18 protein-coding genes are annotated in these 18,977 nt (G+C 70.1%); 9 read left to right on the top strand and 9 right to left on the bottom strand.

Annotated elements, in window-relative coordinates:
• The first annotated feature begins 296 nt into the window (after positions 1–296).
• Complete coding sequence (locus tag AC1Q49_RS14040) at positions 297–1,211, top strand: hypothetical protein (RefSeq protein WP_492492897.1); 915 nt, start codon at positions 297–299, stop codon at positions 1,209–1,211.
• Positions 1,212–1,278: 67 nt separating this feature from the next.
• On the opposite strand, the gene AC1Q49_RS14035 is transcribed toward AC1Q49_RS14040, so the two are convergent.
• The 8 genes from AC1Q49_RS14035 to AC1Q49_RS14000 form a co-directional block, all read right to left on the bottom strand.
• Positions 1,279–2,394, bottom strand: coding sequence for an adenosine deaminase (locus AC1Q49_RS14035; protein ID WP_492492895.1), 1,116 nt, complete (start codon positions 2,392–2,394; stop codon positions 1,279–1,281).
• A gap of 42 nt (positions 2,395–2,436) precedes the next feature.
• Positions 2,437–3,744, bottom strand: a complete 1,308-nt coding sequence (locus AC1Q49_RS14030) for a thymidine phosphorylase (protein WP_492492893.1) — start codon at positions 3,742–3,744, stop codon at positions 2,437–2,439.
• Positions 3,741–4,142: a cytidine deaminase gene (locus tag AC1Q49_RS14025; RefSeq protein WP_492492891.1), complete on the bottom strand. Its 402-nt coding sequence runs from the start codon at positions 4,140–4,142 to the stop codon at positions 3,741–3,743. Before AC1Q49_RS14025 ends, AC1Q49_RS14030 begins: the two co-directional genes overlap by 4 nt.
• 8 nt (positions 4,143–4,150) lie before the next feature.
• The gene (locus tag AC1Q49_RS14020; protein ID WP_060960986.1) at positions 4,151–5,446 is read right to left on the bottom strand and encodes an ABC transporter permease; all 1,296 of its coding nucleotides are present in this window, start codon (positions 5,444–5,446) and stop codon (positions 4,151–4,153) included.
• Positions 5,443–6,774 carry an ABC transporter permease gene (locus AC1Q49_RS14015; protein ID WP_060960987.1) on the bottom strand — a complete coding sequence of 444 codons (1,332 nt, stop codon included), beginning with the start codon at positions 6,772–6,774 and terminating at the stop codon, positions 5,443–5,445. Before AC1Q49_RS14015 ends, AC1Q49_RS14020 begins: the two co-directional genes overlap by 4 nt.
• Complete coding sequence (locus AC1Q49_RS14010; RefSeq protein WP_492492888.1) at positions 6,771–8,285, bottom strand: ABC transporter ATP-binding protein; 1,515 nt, start codon at positions 8,283–8,285, stop codon at positions 6,771–6,773. Before AC1Q49_RS14010 ends, AC1Q49_RS14015 begins: the two co-directional genes overlap by 4 nt.
• A gap of 101 nt (positions 8,286–8,386) precedes the next feature.
• The gene (locus tag AC1Q49_RS14005) at positions 8,387–9,517 is read right to left on the bottom strand and encodes a BMP family lipoprotein (RefSeq protein WP_060960989.1); all 1,131 of its coding nucleotides are present in this window, start codon (positions 9,515–9,517) and stop codon (positions 8,387–8,389) included.
• Positions 9,518–9,678: 161 nt separating this feature from the next.
• Complete coding sequence (locus AC1Q49_RS14000) at positions 9,679–10,794, bottom strand: mannose-1-phosphate guanylyltransferase (protein ID WP_060960990.1); 1,116 nt, start codon at positions 10,792–10,794, stop codon at positions 9,679–9,681.
• 239 nt (positions 10,795–11,033) lie between these two features.
• Between AC1Q49_RS14000 and sdhC the strand changes: the two genes are divergently transcribed.
• The 7 genes from sdhC (at position 11,034) to trpS (ending at position 17,790) form a co-directional block, all read left to right on the top strand.
• Complete coding sequence (gene sdhC, locus AC1Q49_RS13995) at positions 11,034–11,468, top strand: succinate dehydrogenase, cytochrome b556 subunit (RefSeq protein WP_005048122.1); 435 nt, start codon at positions 11,034–11,036, stop codon at positions 11,466–11,468.
• Complete coding sequence (locus AC1Q49_RS13990; protein ID WP_060960991.1) at positions 11,468–11,938, top strand: succinate dehydrogenase hydrophobic membrane anchor subunit; 471 nt, start codon at positions 11,468–11,470, stop codon at positions 11,936–11,938. The genes sdhC and AC1Q49_RS13990 overlap by 1 nt, the downstream gene beginning before the upstream one ends.
• Before the next feature lie 39 nt (positions 11,939–11,977).
• A complete protein-coding gene (gene sdhA / locus AC1Q49_RS13985) occupies positions 11,978–13,804 on the top strand; it encodes a succinate dehydrogenase flavoprotein subunit (protein ID WP_492492884.1) in 1,827 nt (608 codons plus the stop codon).
• Positions 13,804–14,577 (top strand): succinate dehydrogenase iron-sulfur subunit, encoded by a 774-nt coding sequence (locus AC1Q49_RS13980; RefSeq protein ID WP_060960993.1) that lies wholly within the window; start codon positions 13,804–13,806, stop codon positions 14,575–14,577. The genes sdhA and AC1Q49_RS13980 overlap by 1 nt, the downstream gene beginning before the upstream one ends.
• A 69-nt stretch (positions 14,578–14,646) precedes the next feature.
• Positions 14,647–15,837: a YihY/virulence factor BrkB family protein gene (locus AC1Q49_RS13975; RefSeq protein WP_492492882.1), complete on the top strand. Its 1,191-nt coding sequence runs from the start codon at positions 14,647–14,649 to the stop codon at positions 15,835–15,837.
• A 52-nt stretch (positions 15,838–15,889) separates the two neighbouring features.
• On the top strand, positions 15,890–16,789 hold the full coding sequence (locus AC1Q49_RS13970; protein ID WP_492492880.1) for an exodeoxyribonuclease III: 900 nt from the start codon (positions 15,890–15,892) through the stop codon (positions 16,787–16,789).
• A complete protein-coding gene (gene trpS, locus AC1Q49_RS13965) occupies positions 16,786–17,790 on the top strand; it encodes a tryptophan--tRNA ligase (RefSeq protein ID WP_492492878.1) in 1,005 nt (334 codons plus the stop codon). The genes AC1Q49_RS13970 and trpS overlap by 4 nt, the downstream gene beginning before the upstream one ends.
• A 114-nt stretch (positions 17,791–17,904) precedes the next feature.
• Here the strand turns inward: trpS and AC1Q49_RS13960 are convergent, their stop codons facing one another.
• Positions 17,905–18,450: an endonuclease domain-containing protein gene (locus AC1Q49_RS13960; protein ID WP_492492876.1), complete on the bottom strand. Its 546-nt coding sequence runs from the start codon at positions 18,448–18,450 to the stop codon at positions 17,905–17,907.
• A 3-nt stretch (positions 18,451–18,453) separates the two neighbouring features.
• Between AC1Q49_RS13960 and AC1Q49_RS13955 the strand changes: the two genes are divergently transcribed.
• Complete coding sequence (locus AC1Q49_RS13955) at positions 18,454–18,915, top strand: hypothetical protein (protein ID WP_492492874.1); 462 nt, start codon at positions 18,454–18,456, stop codon at positions 18,913–18,915.
• Positions 18,916–18,977: the final 62 nt, after the last annotated feature.

Here is an 18,977-nt window from a genome sequence, read left to right as displayed (position 1 = left end):
CCTCGGCACCCGCCGCCCCTGCCCGGCCCGGCGCGGCCCGTCCCGGCGCGGCCTCTCCGGCCCGCCGCGCGTCGAACCTGCCCGGCCCGCCGCGGCCCGAACTCCTCCATCTCGCGCGGCAACGGCCACCTGGAGCCGGCACGACCCCGGAGACGGACCTGCTGGAGGAGTTCGGGCCCGGCGGTGCCCCGACACCCCTACCTCGAAGCCTCCTCCCCACGGCCGAGCACCGTGGGGCTGTCCACAGATCACGCCGGGGCGCTTCTCCGCGGCGACCGCCGTGGTGCGCTGACGGGATGCCCTCGCCTCGCGACCTCGCATCCGTCCTCCTCCGCAGCCGCCGCTGGACCACCGCGCAGTTGCGTCGGCACGGCATCGGCAAACGCGATCTGCGCCGCATGGTCGACGGCGGCTCGATCCTTCGCGTACGGCAGGGACGCTACGTCCCGGCCGACACCGATCCCGCCCTGGTCACGGCGGCCCGGCTCGGAGCCCGGCTGGGCTGCATCTCGCTGCTGTCGGCGCTCGGCGTCTTCGTGCGCGACACGGCGACCCTGCATGTGCACATCGATCGCGGAGCGAGTCGCCTGCCCCCGCGGGACGCGCGCATCGTCGCGCACTGGCGCGAAGCGGATGCCGACGGCGAGGGCGCGCTGACGGTCGATGTCGTCAGCGCGCTCGTGCAAGCCGTGCTCTGCCAGTCCCCGCGGGATGCCGTGGCCACCCTCGACTCCGCCTGGCACCACGGCCTCGTCGACGAGGGCGGCATCGCCGAGGTGTTCCGGCGCCTCCCCCACCGGCACCGGGCGCTGCGCCCTCTCGTCGACCCGCGGAGCGAGGCGGGGACGGAGACCCTCATGCGATTGCTGCTGCGGACGCTCGGTCACGACGTGCAGGTGCAGGTGGAGATCGCCGGCGTCGGCCGCGTCGACCTGCTGGTGGACGGATGGCTGATCGTCGAGTGCGACAGCCGCGGGTTCCACGCGGACTGGGCCGCTCGGCGGCGGGACCTGCGGCGTGACCTCGCAGCGGCGCGGCTCGGGTACACCACCGTGCGGCCGCTGGCGGAGGACATCCTGTTCGCGTACGACGACCTGGTGGCCGCGATGCGCGACGTGCTCCGTCACCCCCGGGCCGTGTCAGCGCGCGGCGTCCCGAACTCCTCCAGGTCGCGGCGCTCACGGCGCCGACCCTCCCCCACCGCCGAATGAACCACGGGATGGAGGAGTGCGGGACGAGCGCAGGGGCCCGGAGCGCCGCCGCGCTCACCCCGCGGGGTCAGGCGTCGAAGCCCTCGCCGATGAGCTCGATGAGCTCCTCGCGCTCCTCGACCGAGAGGAACGCCCCCGCGGCGGCGTTGAGCTGGAACGCCTCGAGGTCCTCCAGGCTGTACTCGAACGTCTCCGCGAGCAGCGCCAGCTCGCGCGTCAGCGAGGTCCGGCTCATCGTGCGGTTGTCGACGTTGACCGTCACGGCGAAGCCAAGCTGGTACAGCAGGTCGAACGGGTGGTCCTCCAGGCTCGTGCCCCACGCGGCGATCGCGCCGGTCTGCAGGTTGGACGACGGCGAGAGCTCGAGCGGGATCTCGCGGTCGCGCACCCACCGGGCGAGGTCGCCGAAGGTGACCAGCACCTCCTCGCCCTTCTGCTGCACGACCTCCAGGTCCTCCGCGATGCGCACGCCGTGGCCGAGGCGCAGGGCGCGGCCGTCCAGCAGCGCCGACCGGATCGAGTCGAGACCCGCAGCCTCGCCGGCGTGCACCGTCACGGGGAAGAACTCCGACGCGAGGTAGTCGAACGCGGCGCGGTGACGGGACGGGAGGAACCCGTCCTCCGCTCCCGCGATGTCGAAGCCGACGGCGCCGCGCCCGCGGAAAGCCACGGCGAGCCGGGCGATCTCCAGCGACCGGTCGGCGTGGCGCATCGCGGTGATCAGCTGGCCGACGCGGATGTCGCGACCCGAGCGGTCGACGGCGTCCTCGCCCTCCTCGATGCCCTCCTGCACGGCTTCGACGGCCTCCTCGAGGCTGAGGCCTCCGCCGATGTGCTGCTCGGGAGCCCACCGCACCTCGCCGTAGATCACGCCGTCGGCGGCGAGGTCCTCGACGAACTCCTTCGCGACGCGCCGCAGCCCGTCGGCGCTCTGCATGACCGCCGTCGTCAGGTCGAAGGTCTTCAGGTACTCCACCAGCGAGCCGGAGTCGCTCTGGTCCTCGAACCAGTCGGCGAGCTCGTCGGCATCCGTCGACGGGACGTCGAGACCGATCTCGTCGGCGAGCTCGATGATCGTCTGGGGGCGCAGGGCGCCGTCGAGGTGGTCGTGGAGCGACACCTTCGGGAGCGACCGGATCGAGACGCCTTCGATCTTCGGGTCTGCGTGCGGGTCGATGGCCATGAGGGCTTCCTTCTGGTGGGGTGACGCGGAGAGGGCGGCGGGTCAGGCGGTGATGCGCTCGAGGACGATCGGCGCGGATGCCGGGGCGTCCGTTCCGATCTCCCAAGCGCCCTCGAGGGCGTCGAGGGCGCGCTCGAAGCGCTTCCCATCATCCGCCAGGAGGGTGAACAACGGCTGACCGGCGGTGATCGGCGCGCCGGGCTTGACGTGCAGGTCGATGCCGGCCGCGTGGACGACGGGGTCCTGGGCGCGCGCACGACCGGCGCCGAGGCGCCACGCGGCGATCCCAAAAGGCAGCGCCTCCAGACGGGTGAGCACCCCGTCGCGCGGCGCCGTGACGGTGTGGGTCTCCCGCGGGGTCGGCAGCGGCGCGTCGGGATCGCCGTCCTGGGCGCGGATCATCTCCCGCCAGGCGTCCATCGCCCGGCCGTCGCGGAGCGCCGCCTCGACATCGGCGTCGGGCTGTCCGGCGAGGGCGAGCATCTCGCGGGCGAGCGCGACGGTCAGCTCGACGATGTCGGCGGGACCGCCACCGGCGAGCACCTCGACCGACTCCCGCACCTCGTTGGCGTTGCCGATGGCGAGGCCGAGCGGCGTGTTCATGTCGGTGAGCAGCGCCGTGGTCGCAACTCCGGAGTCGGTGCCCAGGGCCACCATGGTGCGGGCGAGCTCGCGCGCCTTGTCGACGTCGCGCATGAATGCGCCGGAGCCGAACTTGACGTCCAGCACGAGCGCGTCGGTGCCCTCGGCGATCTTCTTGGACATGATGCTCGAGGCGATCAGCGGGATGGCCTCGACCGTGCCGGTGACGTCGCGCAGGGCGTACAGCCGCTTGTCCGCCGGCGCGAGGCCGGAACCGGCCGCGCAGATGACGGCGCCGACGTCGCGCAGCTGCGCGAACATCTCCTCGTTCGACAGCGCGGCGCGCCATCCCGGGATGGACTCGAGCTTGTCGAGCGTGCCGCCGGTGTGACCGAGTCCCCGGCCGGACAGCTGCGGCACGGCGACGCCGAAGGCGGCGACGAGCGGCGCGAGCGGCAGGGTGATCTTGTCGCCGACCCCGCCGGTGGAGTGCTTGTCGACGGTGCGCTTGCCGAGTCCGGCGAAGCTCATCCGCTCCCCCGAGGCGATCATCGCGTCGGTCATGACGCGGATCTCGTCGCGGTTCATGCCGTTGAGCAGCACCGCCATCGCGAACGCGGCCATCTGCGAGTCGGCGACGTACTCACGCGTGTAGGCGTCGATCATCCAGCGCAGGGCGTCTTCGGCCACCGCCCCGCCGTCGCGCTTGGTGCGGATGACGTCGACGGCGTCGAACGGCTCCACGGCGGCATCCGTCGTCGAGCTCATCGCGACACCTCGTCGAGGTCGCGGGGACCGAACGCGTCGGGCAGCACCTCGTCGATCGTGCGGATGCCGGAGACGGTCTCCAGCAGCATGCCGGGGAGGGCGAACTCGTTGAGGAGCTGGCGGCATCGCCCGCACGGCATGATCGTCTCGCCGTCGTTGTTGACGCACACGAACGCGACGAGCTGGCCGCCGCCGGACATGTGCAGATCGCCGACGAGCGCGCACTCCGCGCACAGGCCCACCCCGTAGGACGCGTTCTCGACGTTGCATCCCGACACGATCCGCCCGTCGCTGACGAGCGCCGCAGCGCCCACCCGGTAGCGGGAGTACGGCGCGTAGGCGCGCTGCATCGCGTCGGTGGCGACGGCGCGCAGCTCGTCCCAGTCGATGTCGGTCATGTGAGAGGTCACTCCTTGATATAGGGCTTGCCGGATGCCGCGGGCCCGCGGATCTGACCGGCGAAGCCGGCGACCGCGAGGATCGTCACGACGTAGGGCAGCATGAGCATGAACTCGCTGGGGATCGGTGTCTTCAGGATCGTCAGCAGGTTCTGCAGGTTGGTCGCGAAGCCGAACAGCAGTGCGGCGAGGGTCGCGCGGATCGGGTCCCAGCGACCGAAGATGACCGCCGCGAGGGCGATGAAGCCGAGTCCGGCGGTCATGTCCTTTCCGAACTGCGGCACCGAGACGAGCGTGAAGTACGCGCCGCCGATGCCGGCGATCGCGCCGGCCAGCGACACGTTCCAGAACCGGGACGTGTTCACCTTGATGCCGACCGTGTCGGCCGCCTGCGGGTGCTCGCCCACCGCGCGCAGGCGCAGGCCCCACCGCGTGCGGTAGAGGCCCCAGGCCACGAGCGGCACCGTCACGAACATGAGGTACACGATGAAGGTCTGGTTGAACAGCACCGGGCCGAGGATCGGGATCTCGCTCAGCACCGGGATCTGGATGCGGCCGAAGCGCTCGGGGGTGTTGAGCTGCTGCTCGTTGGGAGCCAGCAGCGCGCCGTACAGGAAGCCGGTCAGACCGGTCACGAGGACGTTCAGCACGACACCGACGATGACCTGGTCGACGAGGTACTTGATCGCGAACGCCGCGAGCACGAACGAGACGAGCACGCCTCCGACCATGGCCCCGAGCAGCCCGATGAACGGGTTGTGCGTGATGCTGGAGAGCACGGCGGCCGAGAACGCGCCGAGCAGCAGCTGCCCTTCGATCGCGACGTTGACCACGCCCACGCGTTCGCCGATCACACCGCCGAGCGCACCGAAGACGAGGGGCACCGAGAGCGAGACGGCGCCGAACAGCAGGCTCGAGACGGGCACGAACCCGTCGGCGGCGGCCCACACCAGGAACGCCACGACGCCGAGGACGCCGAACGCGATCGTCAGCCACAGGGACGGACGCCGGTAGGTCCATGCCCGCCAGGCCGCACCGAGGGTCAGCACGATCAGCACGGCCCACAGCGCCCAGGCGGTCGGCGCGGTGGGGACGCCCACGTCGGGCAGGCCGAAGGACTGCGACGGGTCGCCGAGGCGGAAGGTCGAGATGCCGTCGCGCGGCGCCAGGCCGAACAGCGCCGCCAGCAGCACGACGATCACCGCGAGGACGATGGGCGCCTTGAAGTGGCGCTCCCGGACGACGGCCAGCTGGATGGTGCCGTCGCTCTGCTCGATCTGGGCTGCCGGTGTCGAGGCGCTCATGCGGCCACCGCCTTCTTCGCGGCCTTCGCTCGCGCTTTGGCCGCCTTCTCTGCGTCGGTCTTGGGAAGGAAGAACACGGCGCGCAGCAGCGGCGGCGCCGCGATGAACAGCACGATCAGCGACTGCACGACGAGCACGATGTCCACGGGGATGCCCTGGGCCTGCATCGAGAAGGACCCCGCCTTGAGTGCGCCGAAGAGGATGCCGGCCGCCAGCGTCCCCCACGCGCGGCTGCGCCCGAGGAGGGCGACGGTGATCGCGTCGAAGCCGATGCCGGCGTCGATCGTCGCGCCGAAACCCGTGGTGACGGTGCCCTGGACCTGGTTCATGGCGGCGAGTCCGGCCAGACCGCCCGCGAAGAGCATCGCGTAGATGTAGAGGCGGTCCACGCTCATGCCCGCGGCCCGGGCGGCGCGCGGGTTCTCGCCGACGGCGCGCAGCCGCAGGCCGAGGCTCGAGCGCTCGATGAGCCACCACACGAACACGGTGGCCGCGAGCACCACGACGAAGCCCCAGTCCAGCTGCGGGAAGAGCGGGCCGAGGAGGTCGGGGAACTGCGCGGAGGCGGGCGTGGGCCTCGTCTGCGGCTGGTTGGTGCCGGGCGCCTGCAGCAGCCCGGGCGTGCGCGTCATCCAGAGCAGGAGGTAGAACGCGACGTAGTTGAGCATGATCGTGAGGATCACCTCGTGCGCCCCGGTCTTGGCCTTCAGCAGGCCCACGAGGCCGCCCCAGAGCGCACCGCCGACGATGCCGGCGAGCAGCGTGAGGGGAAGGTGCAGCCACATCGGCAGATCGAGGTTGAACGCGAACAGGCCGGCGAAGATCGCACCGACGAGCATCTGACCACGTGCGCCGATGTTGAACAGTCCCGCACGGAAGGCGAGAGCGACGCCGAGGCCGGCCGCGATGAGCGGCGTCGCGAACCCGAGCGAGTTGGTCAGGGGGCGGATCTGCGCCGCGAAGTCGGCGCCGCGGGCGTTGAACACGGCACCCCGGAAGAGCGCCTCGTAGCCGTTGTAGACGGCCTGCCAGATCGCGACGAGGGTGTCGCCGGGCCGCGCGAAGAAGTAGGAGGATGCCGCCTGCACGTCCTTGTTGGTCACGGCGATGAGGATGCCGCCGACGATCATGGCGAGCACGATGGCCAGGAATGTCGTCACCGCGCTGCCGCGCAGCAGCTCCTTGAGGAAGACTCCCGACCGCGTCGGCGGGAACTCCTCTCCCTCGCGGGGTGCGGGCTCGCCGGTCAGCGGACCGGTCGCGCGGGGCAGCTCGGCGTCGCCGTGCGGCGCGCCCGTGCCGTCGTTGATGGGCGTCGATCCGCTCATGCGGCCACCTCCGGGTCGTGTGCTCCGGCCATCATGAGACCGAGGGTGTCGCGGGGCGTGTCACCGGGGACGACGCCGACGATCGTGCCGCGATACATCACGGCGATGCGGTCGGCGAGCGCGCTGACCTCGTCCAGCTCGGTGGAGACGACGATGACGGGGATGCTGGAATCGCGCGTCTCGATGATGCGACGGTGGATGAACTCGATCGAGCCGACGTCGACACCGCGGGTCGGCTGGGCGACGACGAGCAGGCGGAGCTCGCGGCTCATCTCCCGGGCGATGACGACCTTCTGCTGGTTTCCGCCCGAGAGGGTGCCGGCGAGGGTGTCCGGTCCCTGCGTGCGGATGTCGTACTCCTGGATGCGGTCGCGGGCGAACGCGTCGATCGCGCCCCGGCGCAGCGTGCCGGCGGCGGCGAAGGCCGACTCCGCGGAGCGGTCCAGGATGAGGTTCTCGGCGACGGAGAACCCGCCGACGAGGCCGTCCTCCTTGCGGTCTTCGGGGACGAACCCGACGCCTTCGTCGAGGATCGCACGGACGTTCTTGCCGACGAGTTCGGTGCCGTCGAGGCTGATGGAGCCCTCGACGCGGGCGGCCAGCCCGACGATCGCCTCGACGAGCTCGGTCTGCCCGTTGCCCTGGACGCCGGCGACGGCGAGCACCTCACCGGGACGCACCTCGAGGTCGACGTCGTCGACGACGATCGCACCGGATGCCGTGAGCACGCGCAGCCCGCGCACGCTCAGCCCGCCCTCGCGCGTCCGCGGCGCCTCCTTGTGCACGGTCAGCTCGACGGCGCGTCCGACCATGAGGGAGGCGAGCTCGGCGTTCGTCGCGGTGGGCGACGCCTCGCCGACGACCTTGCCGAGGCGGATGACGGTGATGCGGTCCGCCACTTCGCGGACCTCACGCAGCTTGTGGGTGATGAAGACGATGGAGGTGCCCTCGTCGCGCAGCTGGCGCATGATCGCCATCAGCTCGTCGGTCTCCTGGGGAGTGAGCACGGCGGTCGGCTCGTCGAACACGAGCACCTTCGCGTCGCGCGAGAGCGCTTTGATGATCTCGACGCGCTGCTGCACGCCGACGGGGAGGTCGCCCACGAGGGCGTCGGGGTCGATCTCGAAGCCGAAGCGCTGCGCGACGCTGCGCACGTGTGCACGGGCGGCGTTGAGGTCGAGACGGCCGAAGGCCTTGGTGTCCTCGTGGCCGAGCATGACGTTCTCGGCGACGGTGAAGACGGGGATGAGCATGAAGTGCTGGTGGACCATGCCGATGCCCGCGGCCATGGCGTCGCCGGGGCCGCGGAAGTGCTGCGCCTGGTCGTCGAGGAGGATCTCGCCCTCGTCGGCGCGATAGAGGCCGTACAGCACGTTCATGAGCGTGGACTTGCCGGCGCCGTTCTCGCCGAGGAGCGCGTGGATCTCCCCGGATTCGACCACGAGATCGATGTGGTCGTTGGCGACGAGGCTGCCGAATCTCTTCGTGATCCCGCGGAGCTCGAGCTTCATAGATGCACCCTACCTGGGTCGGAATTTCTGGCGGAAGGCGGACGAACGGAACTCGGGGCGAGCAGCTTGCGGCTGCTCGCCCCGAGTGCGTCCGCGTCAGATCAGGAGCCGGCGGGCGAGTTCTTCGACTCGACCTTGATGGTCCCCGCGATGATGTCGTCCTGGAGCTTGGTCAGCTCGTCGGTGAGACCGGCCGGCAGCTTCGACTCGAAGTCGTGGAAGCTCGAGAGCTTGACGCCCTCGTTCTTCAGCGTGCCGACGTAGGGGGTCGGGTCGAACTCGCCCTTGGAAGCCGCGATCGTCGCGTCGTACACGGCGACGTCGATGGCCTTCATGATCGAGACGAGGGTGACCGAGGCGACGTTCGGGTCGGCGACGGCGAGGTCGCTGTCGACGCCGAGCATCAGGGTGTCCTTGCCGCTGTCGGCGATCGCCGCCGCCGCGCTCTTGTAGATGGGTCCGCCGACGGGGAGGATGACGTCGACGCCCTGGTCGAGAACGCCCTGCGCGGTCTGCTTGGCCGTGTCGTTGGCGTCGAAGGCCCCGGTGAACGAGCCCTTCTGCTCAGCGCTGTCCCAACCGACGACCTGGACGTTGGCGCTCTTGTCCTCGTTGTACTTCTTCACGCCCTGCTCGTAGCCGTCCATGAAGACCGCGACGGAGGGGATCTGCATGCCGCCGAAGGTGCCGACCTTGTTCACGCCGGCCTGCGCCGACCATGCCGCGGCGGCGTAGCCGCCCAGGTAGGCCGCCTCGGCGGTGTTGAAGACGAGGGGCTTGATGTTCGGGGCGTCGGTCTTGCCGTCGAAGTCGGTGTCGGCGTAGTCGTCGATGATCGCGAAGTCCAGCGTCGGGTTCGCCTTGGCGGCCTCGACCGTGGCGGCGGCGAGCTTGAAGCCGACCGAGATGATCAGGGTGCAGCCCTCGGAGATGGCGGTCGTCATGTTCGGCGCGTAGTCGTTGTCGTTGGTCGACTCGAACTCGACGGCCTGGATGCCGAGCTCGCCGACGGCCTTGTCCATGCCGTTCTTGGCGGACTCGTTGAACGACTTGTCGTCCCAACCGCCCGCGTCCGAGACCAGGCAGGGCTTGAAACCGTCGACGACGGTGCCGCCCGCGGCTCCCGTCCCGGTGCTCGCGGCGTCAGGGGCCGAGCCGCAGCCGGCGAGGGCGATGATGAGCCCCGCGGCAGCTGTGATGCCGGCGAGCTTCTTGGTGGTCGAGATGGTCAATGCAGCCTCCACATTGATAGACCCACGGATTTCGCGGGCGCACGGATCGAAGTTACCTACTGTGACGTGGGATTTGCACGCTGCACACCCGGGTGCGGGCGAAAGGTTACAAAGACGCAATCAAGCGGACACGCAGGCGGCATCCTGCCCGTCGCCGCGACTCAGAGGACGTCGCCGCGACCCGTCAGCTTCAACGCGTCGACGACGCCCTTGACGCGCTGGGCGTGCTCGCTGGTGGTCACCAGGAGCGCGTCCGGGGTGTCGACGACGACGATGTCCTTCACGCCGATGAGGCTGATGACGCGGTTGGTGTGGCTGACGACGATGCCGCTCGCGGCATCCGAGAGGATGCGGGCGTTCTCGCCGAGGATCGCCAGATCGTTCTTGCGTCCCCCGCTGTTGAGCTTGGCGAGGCTGGCGAAGTCGCCGACGTCGTCCCAGTCGAAGTGCCCCGGCACGACGGCCAGCCGCCCCTTCTCGGCCGCCGGCTCCGCCACGACGTAGTCGATCGCGATCTTGGGCAGCTTCGGCCAGATCCGGTCGACGGCGGGTCCCCGCCGCTCGCGGTCGTCCCAGGCCTCGGCCAGCTCGAGCAGTCCCGCGTGCAGCTCGGGGTTGTTGGCCGCGATCTCGGCGAGCAGCACATCGGCGCGCGAGATGAACATGCCCGCGTTCCAGAGGTAGTCGCGGTCGGCGAGGTACTTCTTCGCCGTCTCGAGGTCGGGCTTCTCCACGAAGCGCTCGACGAGCGACGCGTCTCGCGCCCCGTCGACGATCAGCTCACCGCCGCGCTTGATGTAGCCGAACCCCACGGCGGGCTCCGAGGGGGCGATTCCGACGGTGCAGATGTAGCCCTCGCGCGCGACCTCGACGGCGTCGCGGACCGCGAACTCGAACACGCGCGTGCCGCGGATCACGTGGTCGGCGGCGAACGAGCCGATGATCACGTCGGGCTCTCGGCGGTGGAGGATCGCCGCGGCCAGGCCGATCGCGGCCGCCGAGTCGCGCGGCTCGGACTCGAGGAAGACGTTGTGGTCGGGGATGCCGGGAAGCTGCTCCTCCACCGCGGCGCGATGCGCGCGCCCCGTGACGACCGCGATGCGGTCGGCACCGGACAGCGGCGCGAGGCGGTCCCACGTGTCGCGCAGCAGCGAGTGGCCCGACCCGGTGAGGTCGTGCAGGAACTTGGGCGCATCCGCGCGGGAGAGGGGCCACAGGCGGCTGCCGACACCCCCCGCGGGGATCACGGCGTAGAAGTCGTCGATCGGATCGGCCATGCAGACAGGCTAGCCGTCGGCGGGTGACGCACCCGTTTCCGAAAGAAGGCGGTTTCATTCCGGTTCTCTCGATATCGAGAGAACTTAGGGTCGCCTTCCTCGCCCATGTCTCGAACGCCGACCTAGGATATGAGTGCGCCCGTGTGCGACGCCGAGGGTCCAGTGCCGTTGTGAACCCCGGGGCCGAAGTCCTGCCCCCGCCGTACCGAGGTGTCCGTTCACACCAAGGGAGGACGACCGTGTCTGCACCAGCACGCGTCACACCGTCGGTAGCACAGACCACGTCCAAGACGCCGCGCGGAACGCTCTACCGCGGCAACGAGGGCATGTGGTCCTGGGTTCTGCACCGCATCACCGGCGTCGCCATCTTCTTCTTCCTGCTCGTGCACGTGCTCGACACCGCGCTGATCCGCCTCTCCCCCGAGGCGTACGACGCGGTCATCGGCACGTACAAGAACCCGATCATGGGCTTCGGCGAGGTCGCCCTCGTCGCGGCGATCGTCTACCACGCCTTCAACGGCCTGCGCATCATCGCGGTCGACCTGTGGCCGTGGGCGACCCGTCACCAGCGTCAGCTGTGGTGGGGCGTGCTGGGCCTGTGGGTCGTGACCGTGGGCGGCTTCGCCGCACGCCACATCCCCATCGTGCTCTCGAACATCGGAGGCGGTCACTGATGTCCACCCTCACCCCGAGCGACGAGCAGGCCATCCCGGCGCCGCGCACCCCTCAGGTGCGCAAGAAGGGCGCGAACCTGGAGAAGGCCGGCTGGATCTACATGCGCGTGTCCGGTGTGCTGCTGGTCGTGCTCATCTTCGGCCACCTCTTCGTCAACCTGATGCTGGGCGAAGGCATCCACGGCATCGACTTCGCGTTCGTGGCGGGCAAGTTCGCGAGCCCGTTCTGGCAGGTCTGGGACGTGTTGATGCTGTGGCTCGCCCTCATCCACGGCGCGAACGGCATGCGCACGATCGTCAACGACTACGTCGTCGGCGCCACCACCCGCAAGGTGCTCGTCTGGGCGCTGTGGGTCGCCGCAGGGTTCCTGATCCTGCTCGGCACCCTCGTCGTGTTCACCTTCGACCCGTGCCTGGGTGTGGAGAACTCGACGACGGACTGGCTCATCCAGATGTGCGCCGCACGCTGACACCGCACAAGACGACGCAGAAGACAAGGCATCCCTGACGTGACTACCCAGCATCCCGAGGCCGTCCTGAAGGACGGCGTGTACTACCACGAGTTCGACATCGTCATCGTGGGCGCCGGCGGCGCCGGCATGCGCGCCGCGATCGAGGCCGGGCCCGGCGCCCGCACCGCCGTCATCACCAAGCTGTACCCGACCCGCTCGCACACCGGTGCGGCCCAGGGCGGCATGGCGGCGGCGCTCGCGAACGTCGAAGAGGACTCCTGGGAGTGGCACACCTTCGACACCGTCAAGGGCGGCGACTACCTCGTCGACCAGGATGCCGCGGAGATCCTCGCCCGCGAGGCCATCGACGCCGTCATCGACCTCGAGAACATGGGCCTGCCGTTCAACCGCACCCCCGAGGGCAAGATCGACCAGCGCCGCTTCGGCGGGCACACGGCCGACCACGGCAAGACCCCGGTCCGCCGCGCGTGCTACGCCGCCGACCGCACCGGACACATGATCCTGCAGACGCTGTTCCAGAACTGCGTGCGGCTCGGCATCAACTTCTTCAACGAGTACTACGCGCTCGACCTGATCACGGTGAAGGATGCCGACGGCAACACCCAGGTCGCCGGCGTCGTCGCCTACGAGCTGGCCACGGGCGACCTGCACGTCTTCCACTCCAAGGCCGTCATCTTCGCCACGGGCGGTTTCGGCAAGATCTACAAGACGACCTCCAACGCGCACACCCTCACCGGCGACGGCGTGGGCATCGTGTGGCGCAAGGGCCTGCCGCTGGAGGACATCGAGTTCTTCCAGTTCCACCCGACCGGTCTCGCGGGTCTCGGCATCCTGCTCACCGAAGGCGCCCGCGGCGAGGGCGCGATCCTCCGCAACGCCTCCGGCGAGCGGTTCATGGAGCGCTACGCGCCGACCATCAAGGACCTCGCCCCGCGTGACATCGTCGCCCGCTGCATGGTCAAGGAGGTGCTCGAAGGCCGCGGCGCCGGTCCCCACAAGGACTACGTGTACCTGGACTGCACCCACCTCGGGGCCGAGGTGCTGGAGACCAAGCTCCCCGACATCACCGAGTTCGCGCGCACCTACCTGGGCGTCGACCCCGTCACCGAGCCGGTGCCGGTCATGCCGACGGCCCACTACGCCATGGGCGGCATCCCGACCAACAACAACGGCGAGGTGCTGCAGGACAACGACACCGTCGTGCCCGGCCTCTACGCCGCCGGCGAGTGCGCGTGCGTGTCGGTGCACGGCGCCAACCGCCTGGGCACCAACTCGCTGCTCGACATCAACGTCTTCGGCAAGCGCAGCGGCCGCAACGCCGTCGAGTACGTGCAGACGGCCGACTTCGTGCCGCTGCCCGAGGACCCGGCCAAGGAGGTCCGCGAGATGCTCGAGGGCCTGCGCGCGAACGCGGGCACCGAGCGCGTCGCGGTGCTGCGCAAGAAGCTGCAGGAGGAGATGGACGCCAACGCCCAGGTCTTCCGCACCGAGGAGACCCTCACCAACGTGATGGGCACCATCCACGACCTGCGCCAGCGCTTCAAGAACGTGCACATCGACGACAAGGGCAAGCGCTTCAACACCGACCTGCTCGAGGCCGTCGAGCTCGGCTTCCTGCTCGACCTCGCCGAGATCGTCGCGTACGCCGCCCGCAACCGCCGCGAGAGCCGCGGCGGCCACATGCGCGAGGACTACCCCGACCGCGACGACGAGCAGTACATGCAGCACACGATGGCCTACCTCACGGGCGACCCGCACTCCCCCGACCCCGAGGACCACATCAAGCTCGACTGGAAGCCCGTCGTGTTCACGAAGAACGACAAGGGCGAGTTGAACTACCCCCCGATGGAGAGGAAGTACTGATGACGACCGCCATCGTCGAACAGGACGTCGTCGCCGAGACGACCGGTGAGGCTCCGATCCAGTCGTACCTCGTCACCTTCATCATCCGTCGCTTCGACCCCGAGACCGACAGCGAGCCGCGCTGGGTCGACTACGACGTCGAGATGTACCCCACCGACCGGGTGCTCGACGCGCTGCACAAGATCAAGTGGGAGGTCGACGGCTCGCTCACCTTCCGCCGCTCGTGCGCGCACGGCATCTGCGGCTCCGACGCCATGCGCATCAACGGCCGCAACCGTCTGGCGTGCAAGACGCTGATCAAGGACCTCGACATCTCGAAGCCGATCTACGTCGAGGCGATCAAGGGCCTGCCGCTGGAGAAGGACCTCGTCGTCGACATGGAGCCGTTCTTCGCGTCGTACCGCGAGGTGCAGCCGTTCCTCATCGCCAACAGCAAGCCCGAGGCCGGCAAGGAGCGCATCCAGTCGATCGTCGACCGCGAGATCTTCGACGACACCACCAAGTGCATCCTCTGCGCCGCGTGCACGTCGTCGTGTCCCGTGTTCTGGACCGACGGGCAGTACTTCGGCCCGGCCGCGATCGTCAACGCGCACCGCTTCATCTTCGACTCGCGCGACGACGCGGCCGATGTGCGCCTGGACATCCTCAACGACAAGGAAGGCGTCTGGCGCTGCCGTACGACCTTCAACTGCACCGAGGCGTGCCCCCGCGGCATCGAGGTCACCAAGGCCATCGCCGAAGTCAAGCAGGCCGTGCTGCGCGGCGGGCGCTGAGACGACCACGGATGCCGGGTCCCGCGCCCCGGCGGGGGCCACGGCATCCACGATCGCTACTCTGAACGGGTGACGGATTCGTCGGAACGCGCGGACGCCGTGTGGCGCGCGCGCTGGGAGCAGTCGCCGCTGCGCGAGCGGCTGGACGAGCCGATCGAGCGCGCGACGAAGATCACGCGCAAGACCCTCGCGTGGTTCCCGATCCGCGTGTGGCGCCACTTCCTGAGGGCGAACGGGTTCCTGCTGGCGGCGGCGATCAGCTACCAATCGCTGTTCGCGATCTTCGCGGTGATCTACTTCGGCTTCGCGATCGTCGGCATCTGGCTCGGCGGCAGCGAGCAGGCGATCGACGGCCTCATCCAGATCGTCAACCTGTACATCCCCGGACTCATCGGCAAGCAGGACGGGCAGGGCCTGGTCAGCGAGGCGGACGTCGCGCAGATCGCCCAGGAGTCGGCGAGCGTGCTCGCCATCACCGGTGCGGTCGCCTTCGTCGCCGCCCTGTGGACGGCGATCGGGTTCGTCACCTTCACCCGCCGCGCGGTGCGCGACATCTTCGGCCTCCCGTTCGACACCCGCAGCTACGTGCTGCTGAAGGCGCGCGACTTCCTGGCCGCCGCCCTGTTCGGTCTGGCCCTCGTCGTCGGCGCGGTGCTGGCCACCATCGCGGCCGGGGCGATCGAGCTGCTCTTCAGGCTGTTCGACTGGCCCGACTACTCGGGGTGGGTGTGGGGCACCGGCCGGGTCGCCTCGGCAGCGGTCGCCTTCGCGATCAACACCGCGGCGATCGCCGCCCTCATCCGTTTCCTGACCGGGACGTCGCTGCGGTGGCGGCTCATCGCCCCGGGCGCCGCGCTCGGCGGCGCGGCGATGGTCGTGCTGCAGTACGGCGCCGGCATCCTCCTGTCGTACTCCCCCTCCAACCCGCTGCTGGCCACGTTCTCCGTGTTCGTCGGCTTCCTGCTGTGGTTCCGCCTCGTGGGGATCGTGATCCTCGTCGCCGCCTCGTGGGTGGCCCTCACGGCCCAGGACGCCGACGTCCCGATCGAGCAGCTCAGCGAGGACGAGCAGCGCCGCCGCGAGCACGCCGCACTCCTCCTCGCGGCCCGCATCCGCGTGCGCGACGCGCATCTGGCGCGCGGCGAAGCGCCCTGGTGGGGCCGGTGGAGCGCCACCCGCGAGCTGAGGCGCGCCGAGGACGACCTCGCCCGCATCGAGGCGGACGCACCGCCGCCGCGGCGCGGGCTGCTGCTGGACTGACCCCGACATCGCCCGAGCCGGCCGTGTCGGAGACGCTGGTTAGGGTGGTCTGGTGCCTCGAAACCTCCGCGTCGCCTCGGTCAACGTCAACGGCATCCGTGCCGCCGCTCGCAAGGGGATGCGGCCCTGGCTCGAGTCCGCCGGCGTCGACGTGCTCACCCTGCAGGAGGTGCGCGGCGAGGCCGCACATCTGGCCGAGGCGCTGCCGGGCTGGCACGTCGTCAACGACGAGGCGCTGGCGAAGGGCCGCGCCGGCGTCGCGATCGCGGCGCGCGCACCCATCGACGTCTGGCGCGTCGAGCTCGGAGACGAGGCGCTCGACTCGCGGGGCCGCTGGGTGGAGGCCGACATCGACGTGGACGGCGAGCGCCTCACGGTCGTGAGCGCGTACGTCCACACCGGTGAGGCCGACACCGAGAAGCAAGTCGCCAAGTACGCCTTCCTCGACGCGATGGAGGCGCGGATGCCGCGGCTCGGCGCTCTCGCGCTGATCACCGGCGATCTCAACGTCGGTCACCGCGAGCTCGACATCCGCAATTGGCGCGGCAACGTGAAGAAGGCGGGCTTCCTGCCGCGGGAGCGCGCGTACTTCGACCGGTTCCTCGGCCCGGCCGGTGCCGAGGTCGCCTGCATCGACGGGACCACCGGCACCGGCCTGGGCTGGGTCGACGTCGGCCGCCGCTGGGCGGGCGAGGTCGACGGACCGTACTCCTGGTGGTCGAACCGGGGGAAGGCGTTCGACACCGACACCGGATGGCGCATCGACTACCACCTCGCCAGCCCGGCGCTCGCGGAGCGGGTGGTCGACTACCGCGTCGTGCGCGCCCCCTCCTGGGACACCCGGTGGAGCGATCACGCGCCCGTCATCGCCGACTACTCGTTCTGGCGACGGCGCGGCGGCGGTCGCGGGCGGGCGGGGACCCGGCATCCGTTCTCTAGACTTGGACGATGACCAGGCCCCGCCTCTACTCCGGAATGCAGCCCTCCGCCGACTCCCTCCAGCTCGGCAACTACATCGGGGCTCTCCTGCAGTGGCGTGACCTGCAGGAGGCGTACGAGGCGTTCTTCTCGGTCGTCGACCTCCACGCGCTCACCCAGCCGAACGACCCGGCGGAGCTGCGCGAGAAGACCCGCCGCACGGCGGCGCAGTACATCGCGGCCGGCATCGAGCCGTCGAAGTCGACCCTCTACGTGCAGTCGCACGTGCGGGCGCACGCCGAGCTCGCCTGGGTGCTGTCGACGATCACCGGCTTCGGCGAGGCCGGCCGCATGACGCAGTTCAAGGACAAGTCCGCCCGGTACGGCGCCGATCAGACGAATGTGGGCCTGTTCACCTATCCGGTGCTGATGGCGGCCGACATCCTGCTCTACCAGACCGACATCGTGCCGGTCGGCGACGACCAGAAGCAGCACGTCGAGCTCACCCGCGACCTCGCCGAGCGCTTCAACGGCCGGTACGGCGAGACGTTCCGGGTGCCGATGCCGGTGATCCAGAAGGACACCGCCCGCATCTACGACCTGCAGAACCCGACGTCGAAGATGAGCAAGTCCGCCGAGTCCGACGCAGGTGTGCTGTGGATGCTGGACGACCCGGCCGTGTCGGCGAAGAAGATCATGCGCGCCGTCACCGACAGCGAGGGCGCGGTGCGCTACGACAAGGAGAACAAGCCCGGCGTCTCGAACCTGCTCGTGATCTACGCGGCCCTGACCGGTCGCCAGATCCCGTCGATCGAGGACGAGTACGCGGGCCGCGGCTACGGCGACTTCAAGAAGGGTCTCGCCGAGGTCGTCGTGAGCGAGTTCGGGCCGGTGCGCCGGCGCGCGCTCGAGCTGCTCGACGACCCGGCGGAGCTGGATCGCGTGCTCGCCGCCAACGCCGACCGCGCCGCGGAGGTCGCCGACGCGACCCTCGCAGACGTCTACGCCAAGGTCGGGCTGCTGCGCCGCGGCTGACCCCCTCCCCCGACCCCGCCCCGCGAGCAGGCGTCGCGGGCTGGGTGCCGGTGTGGTCTGCACAACTCCGCCTGCGCGGTCACTGTGAGGGCTCGACCCCTTCCGGGCCCCCGCTCAGGCGGAGTTGCGCCGGGACGCGGCCGCTGGTCGTCCACCCTGCACGAGGGCGCGCAGCGCGGTGTACACCTCGTCGGGACGGTACAGGATCTGCGCTGCCGTCAGGCGCAGGGTGAGGTAGCCGCGGGCGGCGAGCGCGAGATCCCGTTCGCGGTCCTTGACCTGCTGACGCCAGTCCGAGTGGAACTCCCTGCTGTCGCACTCTATGACGAGCCATCCGTCGACGAGGAGATCCACGAAGCCCACCCCGCGGAAGTAGACCTGCGGGACGGCGCGCGCACCCAACGTCCAGAGCATCACGCGGACCAGACTCTCGGTGCCCGCCTGCGCGCGACCGTCGAGACGCCGGCGCAGCGTGCGATACCGCCTCGGCAGGTGCGAGAACAGCGCATCGAGGTCACTGCGACGGATCAGTCCCTTGTTGAGGGCGGAGTCCAGGGTCGCGACGGCATAGCGCGGGGGCTGGCAGAGCACGGCGTGGACCAGCGCGTCGAAGACACCCACGCACACGGTGTCGGCATCCTCCGGACGTGCCAGCGGCATCCAGTGAAGACGCAACCCACGGCGGTCGGCCCGCTGCGGCAGCGGGCGCCGACGATCGTCGGGGGCTCGCAGTCGGCTGGCTCCGCGGGTGACGTGCACATGGAGCGCGTCGTTGGCGAACACGAAGACGCCGCGCGTCGCCAGCGCGCTGAGACAGGTGAGACGTCCACCGACGCGCACCGCCTCGACGGCGGCCGCCGGAGCCGTTGCGGGGAGCTAGTGATCACGGCGGGCACGGACGATCTGGCCGCGTCGCACGGCTTCCGCGATGCGGTGTCGGGTCATTCCCCTCTCCAGGAGCTCGCGTGCGGAGAGACAGACGACCTGATCCATGCCGCAATGCTGACCAGCCTCCGGCGGCTCGCGCCCGCTGCGGAAGAACTCCTGGGCATCCGGGCGACAGGGCGGCGCTGTGGAGGATGCGGCACTCATCCGCATGACTCCATCGGAACCGGCGGCGGGTGACCCCTGAGCAGCCCAACGGGCGACTCGGGCGGAGTCATGCAGGGCGGGGGCCGGAGCGGGGT

Source organism: Microbacterium sp. MPR-TSA4, assembly GCF_058792815.1.
The sequence above is the reverse complement of the archived record's forward strand: the minus strand, read 5'-3'. Positions and strand labels throughout refer to the sequence as shown.